At 70.0% G+C, this 17,673-nt stretch carries 16 protein-coding genes; 9 read left to right on the forward strand and 7 right to left on the reverse strand.

Translation table 11 applies throughout. From position 1 onward, the window contains the following. Positions 1 to 718 (reverse strand): GDP-mannose 4,6-dehydratase (locus ACWD4J_RS14900; protein ID WP_451395769.1); only part of this gene is annotated, 718 nt, incomplete at its 3' end. 222 nt (positions 719 to 940) lie between these two features. Here ACWD4J_RS14900 and ACWD4J_RS14905 point away from each other — a divergent pair. After that, positions 941 to 1,927, forward strand: coding sequence for a GDP-L-fucose synthase family protein (locus tag ACWD4J_RS14905; protein ID WP_451395770.1), 987 nt, complete (start codon positions 941 to 943; stop codon positions 1,925 to 1,927). 102 nt (positions 1,928 to 2,029) lie between these two features. On the opposite strand, the gene ACWD4J_RS14910 is transcribed toward ACWD4J_RS14905, so the two are convergent. Continuing rightward, complete coding sequence (locus ACWD4J_RS14910; protein WP_451395771.1) at positions 2,030 to 2,620, reverse strand: sugar transferase; 591 nt, start codon at positions 2,618 to 2,620, stop codon at positions 2,030 to 2,032. Positions 2,621 to 2,767: 147 nt separating this feature from the next. Between ACWD4J_RS14910 and ACWD4J_RS14915 the strand changes: the two genes are divergently transcribed. From ACWD4J_RS14915 to ACWD4J_RS14950, 8 genes are all read left to right on the forward strand, one after another. Further along, complete coding sequence (locus ACWD4J_RS14915) at positions 2,768 to 3,766, forward strand: UDP-glucuronic acid decarboxylase family protein (RefSeq protein ID WP_451395772.1); 999 nt, start codon at positions 2,768 to 2,770, stop codon at positions 3,764 to 3,766. A 6-nt stretch (positions 3,767 to 3,772) separates the two neighbouring features. Continuing rightward, positions 3,773 to 4,852 carry an LCP family protein gene (locus ACWD4J_RS14920; protein ID WP_451395773.1) on the forward strand — a complete coding sequence of 360 codons (1,080 nt, stop codon included), beginning with the start codon at positions 3,773 to 3,775 and terminating at the stop codon, positions 4,850 to 4,852. Positions 4,853 to 4,996: 144 nt separating this feature from the next. After that, on the forward strand, positions 4,997 to 6,493 hold the full coding sequence (locus ACWD4J_RS14925; RefSeq protein ID WP_451395774.1) for a polysaccharide biosynthesis tyrosine autokinase: 1,497 nt from the start codon (positions 4,997 to 4,999) through the stop codon (positions 6,491 to 6,493). Next, a complete protein-coding gene (locus ACWD4J_RS14930; protein WP_451395775.1) occupies positions 6,490 to 7,029 on the forward strand; it encodes an arsenate reductase/protein-tyrosine-phosphatase family protein in 540 nt (179 codons plus the stop codon). Before ACWD4J_RS14925 ends, ACWD4J_RS14930 begins: the two co-directional genes overlap by 4 nt. Positions 7,030 to 7,360: 331 nt before the next feature. Next, on the forward strand, positions 7,361 to 9,211 hold the full coding sequence (dnaK, locus tag ACWD4J_RS14935; RefSeq protein ID WP_451395776.1) for a molecular chaperone DnaK: 1,851 nt from the start codon (positions 7,361 to 7,363) through the stop codon (positions 9,209 to 9,211). After that, positions 9,208 to 9,885 carry a nucleotide exchange factor GrpE gene (grpE, locus tag ACWD4J_RS14940; protein WP_451395777.1) on the forward strand — a complete coding sequence of 226 codons (678 nt, stop codon included), beginning with the start codon at positions 9,208 to 9,210 and terminating at the stop codon, positions 9,883 to 9,885. Before dnaK ends, grpE begins: the two co-directional genes overlap by 4 nt. Positions 9,886 to 9,939: 54 nt before the next feature. Beyond that, complete coding sequence (gene dnaJ / locus ACWD4J_RS14945) at positions 9,940 to 11,121, forward strand: molecular chaperone DnaJ (protein WP_451395778.1); 1,182 nt, start codon at positions 9,940 to 9,942, stop codon at positions 11,119 to 11,121. 5 nt (positions 11,122 to 11,126) lie between these two features. After that, entirely contained in the window at positions 11,127 to 11,579 is a 453-nt protein-coding gene (locus ACWD4J_RS14950) for a heat shock protein transcriptional repressor HspR (RefSeq protein WP_451395779.1), read from the forward strand. Positions 11,580 to 11,797: 218 nt separating this feature from the next. On the opposite strand, the gene ACWD4J_RS14955 is transcribed toward ACWD4J_RS14950, so the two are convergent. The 5 genes from ACWD4J_RS14955 to ACWD4J_RS14975 form a co-directional block, all read right to left on the reverse strand. Then, entirely contained in the window at positions 11,798 to 12,712 is a 915-nt protein-coding gene (locus tag ACWD4J_RS14955; protein ID WP_451395780.1) for a hypothetical protein, read from the reverse strand. Positions 12,713 to 12,752: 40 nt separating this feature from the next. Beyond that, positions 12,753 to 13,856: a hypothetical protein gene (locus ACWD4J_RS14960; protein ID WP_451395781.1), complete on the reverse strand. Its 1,104-nt coding sequence runs from the start codon at positions 13,854 to 13,856 to the stop codon at positions 12,753 to 12,755. 268 nt (positions 13,857 to 14,124) lie between these two features. Beyond that, a complete protein-coding gene (locus ACWD4J_RS14965) occupies positions 14,125 to 15,015 on the reverse strand; it encodes a transglutaminase family protein (RefSeq protein ID WP_451395782.1) in 891 nt (296 codons plus the stop codon). Between the two features lie 5 nt (positions 15,016 to 15,020). Continuing rightward, positions 15,021 to 15,953 carry an alpha-E domain-containing protein gene (locus ACWD4J_RS14970; protein ID WP_451395783.1) on the reverse strand — a complete coding sequence of 311 codons (933 nt, stop codon included), beginning with the start codon at positions 15,951 to 15,953 and terminating at the stop codon, positions 15,021 to 15,023. An 86-nt stretch (positions 15,954 to 16,039) separates the two neighbouring features. Continuing rightward, entirely contained in the window at positions 16,040 to 17,590 is a 1,551-nt protein-coding gene (locus ACWD4J_RS14975; protein ID WP_451395784.1) for a circularly permuted type 2 ATP-grasp protein, read from the reverse strand. Positions 17,591 to 17,673 lie beyond the last annotated feature (83 nt).

The following is a 17,673-nucleotide window of genomic DNA, read 5'->3' on the forward strand; positions in this document are numbered from 1 at the left end:
CGGGTTGGTCTTGCTGGAGCATGAGCCACATGGCGTCGACGTACTCGGCTGCGTAGCCCCAGTCGCGTCGGGCGTCGAGGTTGCCGAGGTAGACGCTGTCCTCAAGGCCGGCTTTGATGCGTGCGGCGGCGGTTGCGATCTTGCGGGTGACGAAGGCGGGGCCGCGACGTGGGGACTCGTGATTGAAGAGGATGCCGTTGACGGCGTAAATGCCGTAGGCCTCACGGTAGTTGCGGGTGGCCCAGTAGGCGTAGACCTTGGCGACGCCGTAGGGGGAGCGCGGGTGGAAGGGGGTCTCCTCGTGCTGGGGCGGGGGTGCGGCACCGAACATCTCCGAGCTGGAGGCCTGGTAGAAGCGGCACGGCAGGCCGACCGTCCGGATCGCCTCCAGCAGACGTGTGGTGCCAAGGCCCGTGGTGTTCCCGGTGAACTCCGGCTCGTCGAAGGACCGGCGTACATGGGACTGGGCGGCCAGGTGGTACACCTCGTCCGGCTGTACGGTCTCCAGCAGACAGGTCAGCCGAGAGCCGTCCGTCAGGTCTCCGTAGTGCAGGGACAACCGCGCCCGTGCACCGGGATCGTCGACGCGGTCGGTGTGGAGCGTTGGATTCCGGTGGACGATGCCGTGGACCTCGTAGTCCTTCTCCAGCAGCAGCTCCGTGAGATAGGTGCCGTCCTGGCCGGTGATACCGGTGATGAGTGCCTTCTTGCCTGCCACGTGCACCCCATGCTGGTGGATTGACTTTCGGATCCGCAGTCCCGAGGCGTGCTCCTGGTGGGACGCCGCACTATGCGAGCGTAGGGAATTCGTCGTTGCTTTCCATGCATTGTGGCGATGTGTCCTGTTTGCGGCTTTGGGTAATACCCTGGGGGTCCAGCTCCGCAGAGCGGACCGACCGACACATCCCCGCAGACAAGCGGCAGACAGGAGCGTTCGCTGATGACCGTCGCATCCACGGTGCCGACCGGCACACGCCAAACGCTGGACCGCTCAGCTCCGGTCTTCGTCGCCGGACGCTACGGGCTCGTCGGCTCCGCGCTCTGGAGGCATCTCACCGCCCAGGGTTTCACCTCGCTGCTCGGGCCGGGCTCGGACGAACTGGATCTCAGGGACCGGGCGGCCGTCTTCGGCTGGTTCGCGGAGCACGAGCCCCAGGTGGTGGTCCTCGCCGCGGCCCGGGTCGGCGGCATCAAGGCGAACGCCACCCGGCCCACGGAATTCATCTCGGACAATCTGCGCATCCAGGTGAACGTCCTGGACGCCGCGCTGCGACACCGAGTGCAACGGCTGCTCTTCCTCGGCTCCAGCTGCATCTATCCCAGGGCCGCAGCCCAGCCCATCCGTGAGGACGCCCTGCTGACGGGCCCTCTGGAGGAGACGAACGACGCGTACGCGATCGCCAAAATCGCCGGAATCACCCAGGTCAAGGCCGTCCGGCGGCAGCACGGCCTGCCATGGATCTCCGCCATGCCCACCAATCTGTACGGCCCCGGCGACAATTTCCACCCCGAGAACTCACATGTGCTGCCGTCCCTCATCAGGCGATTCCATCAAGCGCGTGTCGAGGCGCAGCCCAAAGTGGTCAATTGGGGGACCGGGGCGCCACGCCGCGAATTCCTCCACGTGGACGATCTCGCCCGCGCCTGCCTCCTCCTTCTCGAACGGTACGACTCGGAGTCACCCATCAATGTGGGTACCGGCGACGACCTCACCATCCGGGAGCTCGCGGAGACGGTGGCGTCCGTGGTCGGCTACGAAGGCGTCCTGGAATGGGACCCCACCCAGCCGGACGGCACCCCCCGCAAGGTCCTGGACATCTCACGGATCACCGCCCTGGGATGGGAGCCCTCGATCGAGCTGTACGACGGTATTGCCGACACCTACGCCTGGTACCGCTCGGAGTCACCCATCAGCATCCGGGTATGACGCGTCGCGTTCGGTGCGCGGCCTGTATGACACGTCACACCGGCAGCGGGCGCCCCCTGACACGTCAGAGCGTCAGGGGGCGCCCGCTGACCTCACACACCGTCAGTGCGCGCCCCTCGCCGTCAGTACCGCCGGGACCGTACGGGCGAGAATGACGAGGTCCAGGCCGAGCGAGCGGTGCTCCACGTAGTGCAGGTCGAGCCGCACCATCTCCTCCCAGGGGAGTTGGGAGCGGCCGCTGACCTGCCACAGGCCGGTCAGTCCGGGTGCCACGGAGAGCCGGGCGCGCGCCGGGCCGGAGTAGTCGGAGTCGCCGACCGGCAGCGGGCGCGGACCGACCAGTGACATTTCGCCCCGCAACACATTGACGAGCTGGGGGAGTTCGTCCAGTGACAGCCGCCGCAGCAGTCGGCCGACCGGGGTGATCCGGGGGTCGTCCCGGACTTTGAAGAGGTGGCCGTCCGTCTCGTTGCGCGCGGCGAGTGCGGCCCTTTCGGCGTCCGCGCCCGCGCGCATGGTGCGGAACTTGAACATCGCGAAAGGGCGTCCGTCGCGCCCCGCTCGCGCCTGCCGGTAGATCACACCACCTGGTGAAGTAGAGGCGATCGCTAGTGAGATGACGAGAATCAGAGGGGCCATCAGCAGCAGTACAGCCAGGCTGCCGATCACATCGATGAGCCGCTTGATCAGCATGAGCCGCATCCGTTTGTGGGAAATCGAGGCGATTCGCAAAAGAAGATGCAATTTGAGGCTAGGACTCTCTCACGATGTCCGAAGCCAGGTCGACGCGCCACGCGTGACCCGGCGGCAGAGGTGATCCCGAGGTCGAGAGGGGCTGGCATGCGTGCCGTAGTAACCGGAGGAGCAGGTTTCATCGGCTCCCATCTGTGCGGTCGGCTCTTGGAAGCCGGCTACACCGATGTGGTGTGCGTCGACAACTTCCTTACCGGAAAACCGGAGAACATCGCCCATCTCGCGGGCCGTGACGGGTTCCGGCTGATCGGTTGCGACGTCGTCCAGGGGCTGGATATCGACGGCCCGGTGGACGCGGTGCTGCACTTCGCGTCGCCGGCTTCGCCGGTCGACTATCTGCGCCATCCGCTGGCCACGCTGCGGGCCGGCGCCGAGGGTACGAGACACGCACTGGAGCTGGCGAACCTCCACGGTGCCCGCTTCGTGCTGGCCTCGACCTCCGAGACGTACGGCGATCCGCAGGTGCATCCGCAGCCCGAGTCCTACTGGGGCAACGTCAATCCGGTGGGGCCCCGCAGCTGCTACGACGAGGCGAAGCGGTACGCGGAGGCGCTGACGATGGCCTATCGGCGCTCGCGGGGCACCGATGCCGGAATCATCCGGATCTTCAACACCTTCGGCCCGAGGATGCGCCCCGGCGACGGCCGAGTCGTCCCCAACCTGATCCGCCAGGCGCTGGACGGCGCCCCGATGACGGTCACCGGGGACGGATCGCAGACGCGGTCGCTGTGCTTCGTGGACGACCTGGTCGACGGCGTCCTGCGGATGCTGGGCGCGTCGATCGGCGGACCCGTGAACCTCGGCAATCCGCACGAGGTGACCATGCTCGAACTCGCCCACTGGATCCGCGAGCTCACCTGTTCGCGCTCCGAGATCGTCCTGGTGCCGCTTCCCACGGACGATCCCAAGCGGCGCCGTCCGGACATCGCCCTGGCCGGCAGCGAGCTGGGCTGGCAGCCGCGGAGCTCGGTGGAGGAGGGGCTGCTGCGGACCATCGAGTGGTTCGCGGCGGGCACGGAACGTACGGGTGCGCTTGTCGAGGTGCCGGGGCCCGCGTCTCCTCAGTCGGGACTGGCGGTGCTGTAGCAGATCATGGGCAGAGCCGAGAAGTACGAGTCCCCCACGGGGGAGCAGCACAGCCCCGAACGGCTTGAGACGCACCGCCAGGAGCGGCACCGGGCGCAGCGGCGGAAGAAGAGACCGAGCCGGCGCCGTCGGTGGTTCACCTTCGGCGCCGCCGGAGCGGCTCTGCTGATTGTCACCACGGCCGTCGTGGGGCTCGTGTCCTACGAGAAGTTCGACGGCAACATCCGTACCGACGGCGCCGCCAGCGCGGAACTCGCCCAGCACGGCGCGGAGCGGCCGAAGCCTGCTCCCGGCGATGCGGAGAACATCCTGCTGCTGGGATCGGACTACCGGCAGGAACTCGGCAGCGCCCGCTCGGACACCGCGATGCTGCTGCATCTGTCGGGCGACCGCAGCCGCCTCGAGATCGTGAGTGTGCCGCGTGATCTCTATGCGAACCTCCCCGTCTGCCGTACGGCGGACGGGGAGCCCAGCCGGGCCCAGCGCGCCCAGTTCAACTGGGCCTACGCGTTCGGGGGTGCGGCCTGCACGATTCGGACCTTCGAACGACTCACGGGCGTCCGTGTCGACCATCATCTGGTGCTGGACTTCGGCGGTTTCAGGAAGATCATCAGCGCCGTCGGTGGCGTCCAGGTCGATCTGCCGAAAGCGGAGCGCGACCCGAACGTGGGGCTCGATCTGCCGGCCGGACGGCAGGTGATCACGGGCGAGGAGGCGCTCGCGTACGTCCGTGCCCGGCAGTACGTCGGGGACGGGAGCGACCTCAACAGGATTCACCGGCAACAGGGGTTCCTGACCAGCCTCGGCGAAAAGCTGCGCAGCAGTGGTGTGTTGACCAACCCTTCGAGGCTGTACCCGATTCTGGACGCTGCGACCTCGTCGATCACCGCGGACGCAGGGCTCGATTCGCTCGGTGAGTTGTACGCAGTGATCAAGCGTGTCAGGGAGGTACCGGAAAGCCATGTCCGATTTGTCACGGTTCCGCACCGCACCGCGCCGGACGACGCCAATCGTCTGGTGCTCGAACAGCCGCAGGCGGCAAGGCTGTTCGCGGCTCTGCGGGAGGACCGTCCGGTAGCGCCGTAAGCCTGACGTGCCGTCGTTCGGGTGACTCCCGGGTTTGAAGTACCGCAGTGCCTATCCTCTGCGGTGCACATCGGGAGCAAACCGGTCCACTCAGACGATCCGGCCTACCCAGACCATTTTCTACAGCCCTGTGAGGGGTGCACGTTGGATTTCCGCGGATTTCTCAAGGTTCTCGCCAGACGCTGGCCGACCGTCGTGGTCTGTCTGCTGCTCGGCATCGGTGCGGGTCAGGCCGCCACCCAGCTGATCAGACCCGTCTACGAGGCCCGTACTCAGCTCTTCGTCGCCACCAGGACCGGCGTCGACACCGCTGAACTCAACCAGGGCCAGAGCTTCTCGCAGGCTCGCGTCCAGTCGTACGCGGCGATCGTCGCCACCCGCCAGGTGACCGAACCAGTGCTGCGTGAACTGGGGTTGCGGACCACGCCGGAGATGCTGGCCTCCAAGATCTCGGCGGAGGTCCCGCTCAACACCGTGCTCATCAACATCACGGTCCGGGACACGTCCCCGTCGCGTGCGGCGCGGATCGCCAACGCCGTCGCGGAGCGCTTCAGTGCCGTCGTCGAGCGGCTCGAGACGCCGAAGCGGGTGACGGAGCCCGCGCCGAGGGCCAGCGGACCGGCGGGCGACGGCGTTGCCGCCCCCGCCGCCGTCCCGCCCGCCGAGGCCATCTCGCCCGTCTCGCTCGGCGTCACCCAGCCCGCCGGCGCCCCGACCGTCCCCGTCTCGCCGAGGCCGCTGCTCAATCTGGTCGCAGGCATCCTCGGCGGTCTGCTGCTCGGCGCCGGATTCGTCGCCCTGCGCGAGACGCTCGACACCACCCTCAAGTCCAGCGAGGCGCTGAGCGAGCTCACCTCGCTGCCGGTGCTCGGATCCATTCCGTTCGACAAGGACGCCTCGAGGCAGCCGCTCGCCACGGGCGCCGCCAAGCACACCACGCGTGCCGAGGCGTTCCGCAAGCTCCGTACCAATCTGCAGTTCGCGCAGGTCGACGACCGGCCGCGAGTGATCGTCGTGACCAGCCCGGTGCCCGGCGAGGGCAAGACCAACACCGCTGCGAATCTGGCCCTTTCACTCGCTGAGGCGGGCATCAAGACCTGTCTGGTCGACGCCGACCTGCGCCGTCCGTGCATGGCGCGCACCTTCGGTCTGGTGCAGAACGCCGGACTGACCACCGTGCTCATCGGCCAGGCCAACATCGAGGACGTGATCCAGCAGGCCGGGAACAGCCTTTCGGTGCTCACGAGTGGCGCGGTGCCGCCCAACCCGACCGAGTTGCTCTCCTCGGACCGGATGGGCGAGGTGCTGCGCGAACTCGCGGCCCGCTACGAGGCCGTGATCGTCGACACCGCGCCCCTGCTGCCGGTCGCCGACACCATCGGCCTGGCGCCGCTCGCCCAGGGTGCGCTCCTCGTCGTACGCGCATCGAAGACAAGCCGAGACCAGATCCGTACGGCCGCGGCCTCGCTGAGCCAGGTGGGCGTACGCACCCTCGGTTCCGTTTTCAGCATGGCGCCGCTGTCCAAGGGCAAGGGCTATGGCTACGGCTACGGGTCCTACGGCGAGCTGCCCTCGCCGCGCCCGGGCAAGCGCAAGGAGGGCGCCGAGCCCGCCCTGACACACCTCGCGGGCGACAAATGACCCGGGTGCTCTTCGTCTGCACCGGCAATGTGCACCGCTCGGTACTCGCCGAGCGGTTGCTGGGGGCCAGGCTCGGGCCGGGCTCCCCCGTGCTGCCGGAGAGCGCCGGCACAGAGGCGCGGCACCGCGGCGGCATGGACGCGGCCACCCGGCGCGTTCTGGAGGAGCTGGGCGGTGACGGCGCCGGGTTCGCGTCCCGCCCGCTCACCGAGGAGCTCGTCGCCGGGGCCGGGCTGGTGCTCGGCCTCGCCCACGAGCACCGGGAGGCCGCCGTGCAGATCTCGCCGCTGGCGATGCGCCGCTGCTTCACGCTCAAGGAGTTCGTACGGCTGGCCGACGGGGCCTTCGGCGACGTGGTCGCGGAGGCCGCCGCGCGTCGGGGCCTCGTCGCCGCGGTGCACGGCAGCGAGGACGATGTCGCGGACCCTGTCGGACAGCCGTACGCCGTCCTGCGCGACTGTGCGCGGGAGATCGACGCGGCGGTGTCCCGCCTCGCCTCGCTGCTGGAACCGGCTGCCGCCCTGGCGCTGTCGTAGGGGCCCCCTCCGCCGGGGGCCCGGGGGCCCGAGGCGCACGGCGGGCGTCGGCCCCGGCTGTGGACCGAGGGCCCCCGGAAGATGGACCTTGGGCCTCGGACCGGGCACCACAGGACCTGCCCCGATGGGACAAATCGGGCGTAGGGTCCACACTGGCTCCAGGTGGTGCTCGGTCTGTCGCGGCGGTGCGGCGGCGCCTCGCGAGACGCTCTGTGCTTGCTCGTAAGCGCTCGATAAAAGTTGAGTCCGGTCGACTCAGCTCTGTTGACTCGCCCACATCCTTCATGCATCCTTGAGCCTGTTCCACTCAAGTCATGCTGGAGGAATTGAAATGGCACGTGCGGTCGGCATCGACCTGGGCACGACTAACTCCGTCGTCAGCGTTCTGGAGGGCGGTGAGCCCACCGTCATCACCAACGCCGAGGGCGCCAGGACCACGCCGTCCGTCGTCGCCTTCGCCAAGAACGGTGAGGTGCTCGTCGGCGAGGTCGCCAAGCGCCAGGCGGTCACGAACGTCGACAGGACCATCCGGTCGGTCAAGCGCCACATGGGCACCGGCTGGAAGATCAACCTGGACGGCAAGGACTTCAACCCGCAGCAGATCAGCGCGTTCATCCTGCAGAAGCTGAAGCGGGACGCCGAGGCGTACCTGGGCGAGAAGGTGACCGACGCGGTCATCACCGTCCCGGCGTACTTCAACGACTCCGAGCGTCAGGCGACGAAGGAGGCCGGCGAGATCGCCGGTCTGAACGTCCTGCGTATCGTCAACGAGCCGACCGCCGCCGCCCTGGCGTACGGCCTCGACAAGGACGACCAGACGATCCTCGTCTTCGACCTCGGTGGCGGCACCTTCGACGTGTCCCTCCTCGAGATCGGTGACGGCGTCGTCGAGGTGAAGGCCACCAACGGCGACAACCACCTCGGTGGTGACGACTGGGACCAGCGCGTCGTCGACTACCTGGTCAAGCAGTTCGCGAACGGCCACGGCGTCGACCTGTCCAAGGACAAGATGGCCCTCCAGCGCCTCCGTGAGGCCGCCGAGAAGGCCAAGATCGAGCTGTCCTCGTCCACCGAGACCTCGATCAACCTGCCCTACATCACGGCGTCCGCCGAGGGCCCGCTGCACCTGGACGAGAAGCTCACGCGCGCCCAGTTCCAGCAGCTCACGGCCGACCTGCTCGAGCGCTGCAAGACGCCGTTCCACAACGTGATCAAGGACGCCGGCATCTCGATCAACGAGATCGACCACGTCGTCCTGGTCGGTGGCTCCACCCGTATGCCCGCCGTCGCCGAGCTCGTCAAGGAGCTGACCGGCGGCAAGGACGCCAACAAGGGCGTCAACCCGGACGAGGTCGTCGCCATCGGCGCCGTCCTGCAGGCCGGTGTTCTCAAGGGTGAGGTCAAGGACGTCCTGCTCCTCGACGTGACCCCGCTGTCCCTCGGTATCGAGACCAAGGGCGGCATCATGACCAAGCTCATCGACCGGAACACGACCATCCCGACCAAGCGGTCGGAGATCTTCACGACGGCCGAGGACAACCAGCCGTCCGTGCAGATCCAGGTCTACCAGGGCGAGCGCGAGATCGCGGCGTACAACAAGAAGCTCGGCATGTTCGAGCTGACCGGTCTGCCGCCGGCCCCGCGTGGCGTCCCGCAGATCGAGGTCGCGTTCGACATCGACGCCAACGGCATCATGCACGTGACCGCGAAGGACCTGGGCACGGGCAAGGAGCAGAAGATGACCGTCACCGGCGGCTCCTCGCTGCCGAAGGACGAGGTCGACCGCATGCGCCAGGAGGCCGAGCAGTACGCGGAGGAGGACCACCGCCGCCGCGAGGCCGCCGAGACCCGCAACCAGGGCGAGCAGCTCGTCTACCAGACCGAGAAGTTCCTCAAGGACAACGAGGACAAGGTCCCGGGCGAGATCAAGACCGAGGTCGAGGAGGCCGTCGCCGAGCTGAAGGAGAAGCTCAAGGGCGAGGAGACCGCCGAGATCCGCACCGCCACGGAGAAGGTCGCCGCCGTCTCGCAGAAGCTGGGCCAGGCCATGTACGCCGACGCCCAGGCCGCGCAGGCCGCGGGCGGTGCCGGTGACGCCGGTGCCGGTCAGGCCAAGGCCGCTGACGACGACGTCGTCGACGCCGAGATCGTCGACGAGGACCGCAAGGACGGTGCCGCGTGACGGAGGAGACCCCGGGCTTCGAAGAGCAGCCCGACGTCCCCTCCGGCGCCACCTCTGAAGACGCCGAGTCGAAGGCCGCCGAGTCCAAGGAGGGCGCGGCGGCCCCGGCCGGGGACGCGACGCAGACGGCCGGCCTGACGGCCGAGCTGGACCAGGTGCGCACCGCGCTCGGTGAGCGCACCGCGGACCTCCAGCGGCTGCAGGCCGAGTTCCAGAACTACCGCCGCCGGGTCGAGCGCGACCGGATCGCGGTCAAGGAGATCGCCATCGCGAACCTCCTGACCGAGCTCCTCCCCGTGCTCGACGACATCGGGCGCGCGCGGGAGCACGGCGAGCTCGTGGGCGGGTTCAAGTCGGTGGCCGAATCGCTGGAGACGGTCGCCGCCAAGATGGGCCTGCAGCAGTTCGGCAAGGAGGGCGAGCCCTTCGACCCGACGGTCCACGAGGCGCTGATGCACTCGTATGCGCCGGACGTCACGGAGACGACGTGCGTGGCGATTCTGCAGCCGGGGTACCGGTTCGGCGAGCGCACCATCCGCCCCGCGCGGGTGGCCGTGGCGGAGCCGCAGCCCGGCGCGCAGACGGTCAAGGCCGACAAGGCCGAAGCAGGCGACGGGTCTTCGGAAGCGACAGACGCGACGGGCAAGGAGAACGGTGGCCCGGACGAGGGCTGACGTCATACGAACGGTACGGATCGCCGTACGGACGAGGAAGGAGGGACGTCGGGGATGAGCACCAAGGACTTCATCGAGAAGGACTTCTACAAGGTCCTCGGCGTCCCCAAGGACGCCACCGAGGCCGAGATCAAGAAGGCGTACCGGAAGCTCGCCCGCGAGTTCCACCCGGACGCCAACAAGGGCAACGCCAAGGCCGAGGAGCGCTTCAAGGAGATCTCCGAGGCGAACGACGTCCTCGGCGACCCCAAGAAGCGCAAGGAGTACGACGACGCGCGCGCCCTCTTCGGCAACGGCGGGTTCCGCCCGGGGCCGGGAGCCGGGGGCGGAACGTTCAACTTCGACCTGGGCGACCTCTTCGGCGGGGGCGCCCAGGGCGGCGCGGGCGGTGCCGGCGGATTCGGCGGCGGGCTCGGTGACGTCTTCGGGGGGCTGTTCAACCGCGGTGGCGGCACGGGCACGCGTACGCAGCCGCGGCGCGGCCAGGACATCGAGTCCGAGGTCACGCTGAGCTTCACGGAGGCGGTGGACGGTGCGACCGTCCCGCTGCGGATGTCGTCGCAGCAGCCGTGCAAGGCCTGCTCGGGCACCGGCGACAAGAACGGCACGCCGCGCGTGTGCCCGACCTGCGTCGGCACCGGCCAGGTGGCGCGCGGCTCGGGCGGCGGCTTCTCGCTGACCGACCCGTGCCCCGACTGCAAGGGCCGCGGCCTGATCGCGGAGAACCCCTGCGAGGTCTGCAACGGCTCGGGCCGCGCCAAGTCGTCCCGCACCATGCAGGTCCGTATCCCGGCCGGGGTGAGCGACGGGCAGCGGATCCGCCTGCGCGGCAAGGGCGCACCCGGCGAGCGGGGCGGCCCGGCGGGCGACCTGTATGTGGTCGTGCACGTCGACGCCCACCCCGTCTTCGGCCGCAAGGGTGACAACCTCACCGTCACGGTGCCGGTCACCTTCGCGGAGGCCGCGCTCGGTGGTGAGGTGAAGGTCCCCACGCTCGGCGGCCCGCCGGTCACGCTGAAGCTGCCGCCGGGCACGCCCAACGGGCGCACGATGCGCGCCCGCGGCAAGGGCGCGGTCCGCAAGGACGGCACCCGCGGCGACCTGCTGGTCACGGTCGAGGTCGCCGTGCCGAAGGACGTGACGGGCAAGGCTCGGGACGCCCTGGAGGCGTATCGCGAGGCGACCGCGGGTGACGACCCGCGGGAGGAGCTGTTCCAGGCCGCGAAGGGAGCATGACGCATATGGACAGCCGTCGGCGGAACCCTTACGAACTGACCGAAGAGACGCCGGTGTACGTCATCTCGGTGGCGGCCCAGCTCAGCGGGCTGCACCCGCAGACTCTGCGGCAGTACGACCGTCTCGGCCTGGTCTCACCCGACCGCACCGCCGGCCGGGGCCGGCGCTACTCGGCCCGCGACATCGAGCTGCTCCGCCAGGTGCAGCAGCTGTCGCAGGACGAGGGCATCAACCTCGCCGGCATCAAGCGCATCATCGAGCTGGAGAACCAGGTCGTGGCGCTGCAGCAGCGCGTCGCGGAACTCCAGGACGCGCTGGACGGGGCGGCGGCGACGATGAGGCAGCGCGAGGCGGCGGTCCATGCGTCGTACCGCCGGGACCTGGTGCCGTACCAGGAGGTGCAGCAGACCAGCGCGCTGGTGGTGTGGCGGCCGAAGCGGCAGCAGTCCTCGGACTGACGCACGCTGACGCACACGCTTACGCGAAAGGGGCCCGGAGAAGAATCTCCGGGCCCCTTCGTCATGCCGTCGGTCGTGCCGTCGGCCGTGCAGTCAGTCGTGCCGTCAGGAGGACGGCGGTACGGCCGCGCTCACCAGGACCGGGGCGGTCGCGAGGACGGCCGCCGCGGACACGGGCAACGATCACGGGCCCGGCGCGGGCCTGAGGGGCGCTCCGCTCAGAGGTTCATGAGGAGTACGCCGAGGAAGACGATCGGGTACGCGGCGGCCAGCACAGTGATGGGCAGGCCGAGGAGGACGTAGGCGAGGAAGAGGAGGGCCCGTACGACGAGTCCGTGGCGGGCGGCGATCCGATCCGGGTCGTACGGGTCGTACGTCACCTCGATGCGTTCCGGGTCGGTGGCGACCACCTTGCCGCCGCCGCTGTACGTCCGCTGGGTGCCTGCCGCGTCGGTGAACGCGTAGACCTTGGTGACCGTGGTCTCGCCGTCGGTTCCGGTCCCGTAGCTCTTCTCCTTGAAAGTGGCCACGACCGTGATGCCCCGGCGGCGCAACAGCCACCAGTCCACCGTGGTCCGGTACACGAACACGGCGATCGCAAGCCCGACGAGGAACGGCGTGAAGAAGACGGCCCAGAACAGCGTGAGTTCCGATTCGCCGGTTGCGGCGGCAAGCCCGAGGCCCAGGACGAACAGGCCGCCCATCGCCCAGAGCATCGGGTATTCGCGAACTGTTCGCCAGCGGTCCCTGCCTTCGGCCGCCGCAGGACGGGGCACGGCGGTCACCAAGGTGGCACCGTCCACGCGTCGTTGCTCGGCGTCCCGGACGGGCAGCGCCGCCGTGACCGCCGCCGCGAAGGCTTGGGCGGCCTCGGCACTGGGTGAGCCGAGCGTGTAGACGACGGGATCGGTGCTCGCGGATGCGGACGTCAGGACGATCTCGATGACCCGCGGCTTCGGTCCTCCGGTCGTGCCGTCTCCCGGGTCCTGACCGTTACGTCCTCGCGTACGGACCGTCTCTATGGCGGCCAGCGGAATACGGATCCGAGACCGCCCCCATGCCCGCTCCAGCAGCACCTCGTCCCGCCCGAAGCGCGCCGTGGCCCGGCGTCCCCTCAACACCAGTTCGGTCATGAGACGACCGTACGGGAGGCGCCCGGGTGCTTGTCACAAGTCATGCGATCGACGGGTCCGATTCCTCGACCACCGTCCAGGACAGGCCCTCCGGGAGGGACTGGCTGGACGCTGCGATTCCGCGTATCGCGCCGGTCACGAGCGCGGCCGCGGAGAGCGCGCACAGCAGCCAGCTCAGTGCGGCCGGCAGGTCGTCGGGGCCGACGTACAGGACCGGGGCGGCGAGCAGTGCCGCGAGCAGTGCGCCGCCCAGGATCGGGAGGTGAACAGGTGCCTGGAACTTGGCGGTTCGGGGCAGGCGGCGGGCTGTTGTCGCGTCGCCGGGGGCCGCGCGGTGGGTGCCCTTCAGGTACGGGCGGGCCTCGTCCGGGTCGGTGAGGCCCATGAGGACCTCGCCGTTGTCGGCGACGAAGGCCGCGGGGAGTTCCTCCTCGATCAGCTTCCATCGCTCGGGCCAGCACAGCCGGCCCTCCTGGCCGCCGAGGCGCAGGGCGGCACGGCCTACCTCGTCCGACGGAGCGGCCAGCCTGATCTCGCGCTCGCCGGCCCGCAGGACGAGCCAGTGGAACTGCGTGACGTTCAGCTCGCCCGGCTTGTCGCCGCGCTTCGAGTAGCGCAGACGGACCGGCTCGCCCACCCGTACCCGGACGGCGTGGACCTCGCCGCGGCCGGCGTCCTCGGTCAGGACGCGCAGCTTGCGTCGCTGGTCCGCCTGGCTCACCTGGCGGCGGGCGAAGCCGAGGGCCTTCACGGTCACGATGAAGACGAGGATGATCACCAACCCGCTGAGGAAGCCGCCCCTGGTGCCTGCGGCCAGCCGGGTGAGCACGAGCGGGGTGAGGGCGACGAGGACGGCAGCCGTCGCCCGGCCGGTGTCGCGGGCCGGGAGCGGCAGCTTGCGCGGCAAAGGTGGCGGTGTCGCGGAATCCGTCGCCACGGCCTGCGACACCGGCCCGAGCAGAGGCGCCGTACGGCAGGCGAGCGCCCACCCTCCGACGGCGACCGCCGCCCCGCCCAGCGCCCAGAGGATGTCCCAGCGCGGCGCCGGGGCGTCGTAGCGGGCGAAGACCAGGACCAGGGCCACGGCCGCGCAGGCGAGAGCGGCGCAGGCCAGGGCGCGGGTGACGAGGGTGGAGCGTCGCATGTACGTCCTTCACCGGGGCGGTGGAGCCGGGGTGGGGGAGGCACCGTCTCACGGGGGCGGGTGGCGGGATGCGCGCGGACCGGCGGCTCTCGCGGTCGAGCATGGGGGAGGGGGGACGAGAGGGTGGGCTGGTGACCGCGGCGCGGGTGTCAGTTTCCCCGTGATCGGCATGGGAGTAAAGGGCCCGACGAGTGGATGGGGAGGGCGAGTTGGCGGCTCGCCCCCCGCCCCGACAGGGTGACCAGGACACCCCACCCTCCACCCCCGTTCACGCCACCCGCGTGAACTCCACCAACACCTCCGGCGGCCCGCCGGCCACCCCCCGGTACACCCCCTTGTGCGGTGTCACGTCGTCGTAGTCGCGGCCCCGGCCCACGATCACGTGGGACTCGTTCGCCTGGGTGCGGTTCGTCGGGTCGTAGCCGGTCCAGTCGCCCGCCCAGTACTCGATCCAGGCGTGGCTCTGGCCCGCGACCGGGCGGTGGAGCTCCGCGTCGCGTTCCGGGTGGAGGTAGCCGGAGACGTAGCGGGTCGGCAGGCGGAGGGCGCGCAGCAGGCCCGCCGTGAGGTGGGCGATGTCCTGGCAGACCCCGGCGCCCTGCTCCCAGGCCTCGGTGGCGACGGTGTGGACGCCCGTCGCGCCGGGGACGTACGCGACCCGGTCGGCCACGAGGTTCGAGACGGCGACCGCCGTCTCGTGCGGGTCCAGGCCGTCGGCCGCGGCACGGGCCAGGTCGGCCAGCTGCTCGGTCACGGCGGTACGCGTGGTGGGCACGGCGTACTCCAACAGGCGTGAGTTCGCGGCCTGGTCGGCCACCTCCGCCCAGGTGGGCGGAGTGGTGAGGGGCGCCGGAGGCGAGGTCTCCACCAGGCTCAGCGCCGTGATCGTCAGGTCCTCGTGCGGCTCCATCAGGTCGAAGCCGGTGACCTGGGTGCCCCAGTAGTCCCAGTACGCCCAGGTGGCGGTGGCAGGGCTGATGGTCACACGCGCGTCCAGGGTGGTCTGGCCCGGCAGGGTCAGCGGGGTCATCCGGACCTCGTTGTGCGAGGAGACCGCCGCCTGCGCGTACGAAACGCGGGTCTCGTGCCTGATCCGGAGCCTGCTCGTCCGCTGTGCCGTCGCGCTCGTCGTGTCCACGGTCGTCGTCCTTCCCGTCATCCCGCTCACGCTCCTTCCTGGGCCCACTCGACCGGGCCCTGATACGGGAAGAACCTCTCCGCCACGGCCTCCGCCGAGTTCATGCAGGCCTGCTGCAGATCGCGCAGCAGGTGCGGGAGCCCGTCCTCCAGCGCGGCCGATTCCAGGTACTCGAGGCGCGTCCGCATCCGGCCTATCGGGCGGCGCGCGGGGTCCTGGCGGGGGCGGCCGAGCGCGGCCAGGCACTCCTCCGCGGTCGTCAGCGCGTGCAGCGCCGAGCGCGGGAAATCCCGGTCCAGGAGGAGAAATTCGGCCACCCGCGGGGTGTCGCCGAAACCGCTGTACACGCGCGCGTACGCCTCGTCCGCGCCGCTCGCGCTCAGCAGCGTCGGCCAGTCGGGGGCATGGGCGGCGTCCAGTACGCGTACCGACAGCAGGCGGACCGTCATGTCGACGCGCTCCAGGCTCCGGCCGAGGACCACGAACCGCCAGCTGTCGTCCCGGCTCATCGTCGAGTCGGCGAGGCCGAAGAAGAGCGCGGCCCGGCGGCGTACCAGCTCCAGATAGGCGTACGGGCCGGTGCGGCGAGCCGCCGTGCGCTGGTCGGCGAGCGCGTGCCAGGTGGAGTTGAGGCACTCCCACATCTCGGAGGAGACGGCCTCGCGGGCGCTGCGGGCGTTGAGCCGGGCCGCACCGAGCGCGCCCTCGATGGAGCAGGTGGTGCGGGCGTCGAAGGCCAGCTGGTCGAGCACCTGCTGCATGTCGACGGCCTCCGCGCCCGCATCCACGCCGAGGATCGCGTACAGCGAGCGGCACGCGGTGTCCTCGTCGCGCCACGGGTCCTCGAGGAGGCGGTGCAGATACGCGTCGAGGATGCGGGCGGTCGCGTCGGCGCGCTCGACATAGCGGCCGGTCCAGGTGAGGGCTTCGGCGATACGGGAGAGGATCACGTCGTTCACGGCGGTACCTCCTGCGGTGGAGGGCTGTCCGGGAGTCTGTCCGGAGAGCTGTCCTGCCAGTCCTGCCTGTCCTACGGGGATGGTCCTCACTGCTGCTGCGCCCCTTCCTGTACGCCCTGGAAGCCGGTGCCGTCGGGCCCCAGCTGGCGCGGTGCGACGGGCGGCGGGGTGCCGGCCGGTTCATCCGTGGCGGCGGACGCGGGGCCGCCGTCCGTGAGGACCCAGGTGTCCTTCGAGCCGCCGCCCTGGCTGGAGTTGACGATGAGGTTGCCCTCCTGGAGCGCCACCCTGGTGAGGCCGCCGGGCAGCACCCACACCTCGTCGCCGTCGTTCACGGCGAACGGGCGGAGATCTATGTGGCGCGGCGCCATGCCGTCGCCCGCCAGCGTGGGCGAGGTCGACAGGGCGACGGGACGCTGGGCGATCCACCCGCGCGGATCGGCCGCGACCGCCTTGCCGACCTCGTCCAGCGTGGCCTTGTCGGCGTGCGGTCCGATGACGATGCCCTGGCCGCCGGCGCCGTCGACGGGCTTGATGACCAGCTGGTCGAGCTGGTCGAGCACGGCCTCCAACTGTCCCGGCTCGTCGGGACGGTACGACTCGACATTCGGCAGAATCGGTTCCTCGGAGAGGTAGTACCGGATCAGATCCGGCACGTACGTGTAGAGCAGCTTGTCGTCCGCGATGCCGTTGCCCACCGCGTTCGCGAGCGTGACCGTGCCGGCCTGCGCGGCGCTGAGAATGCCCGGGCAGCCGATCACGGAGTCCGGCCGGAAGTGCAGCGGATCGAGGAAGTGGTCGTCGAGCCGCCGGTATACGACATGGACCGGCATCTCGCCGCGCGTGGTACGCATCCACACCCGGTTGTTGCGGCAGACGAGATCGTGCCCCTCGACCAGCTGCACGCCCATCAGCCGGGCCAGCAAGGCGTGTTCGAAGTAGGCGGCGTTGTTCGGCCCGGGGGTCAGCACGACCACCCGCGGGTCGGCGATCCCGCCGGGCGCGGCGGCCCGCAGCGCGGCCAGCAGCCGCTGTGCGTAGCCGTCGACCGGCAGCACATGCTGCTCGGCGAAGAGCGACGGGAAGATCCGGGTCATCGCACGCCGGTTCTCGATCACATACGAAACCCCGGACGGCACCCGCACGTTGTCCTCGAGCACCCGGAAGTCGCCCTGCTCGTCCCGTACGAGGTCGATCCCGGCGACGTGGATGCGCACCCCGCCCGGCGGCTCGACCGGCCCCGCCGATCTGTGGAAGTGGGGCGAGTTGAGCAGCAGCCGCCACGGCACCACACCGTCGTCGAAGGCCCGGCACGGTCCGTAGGCGTCGGCGAGATACGCCTCCAGCGCCTTCACGCGCTGGGCCACGCCGCGCGAGATCAGGTCCCACTCGAGTGCGTCGAGTATGCGCGGCACGAGGTCCAGCGGCCAGGGCCGCTCCTCGCCGGCGAAGGCGTAGGTCACACCCCGGTCCGTGAACGACCTCGCCATCTGGTCGGCCCGGAACCGCAGTTCGGCCGGATCCATCGGCTGCAGCGCCGCCAGCACCGGCTCATAGGCGGTCCTGACTTCACCCGGACGCTCGAACATCTCGTCCCATGCATCGGCCAACGCGTACGCGTCAAATATGTCCGCCATGGCGCGACGTTAGATGCCATACGTAACATCCCGGTCACCGGGCGATTTCCGGCAGCTCACGGGGGTGCGGGCCGGTTGGACCG

The sequence above is a fragment of the Streptomyces sp. NPDC002577 genome (genome assembly GCF_053594815.1).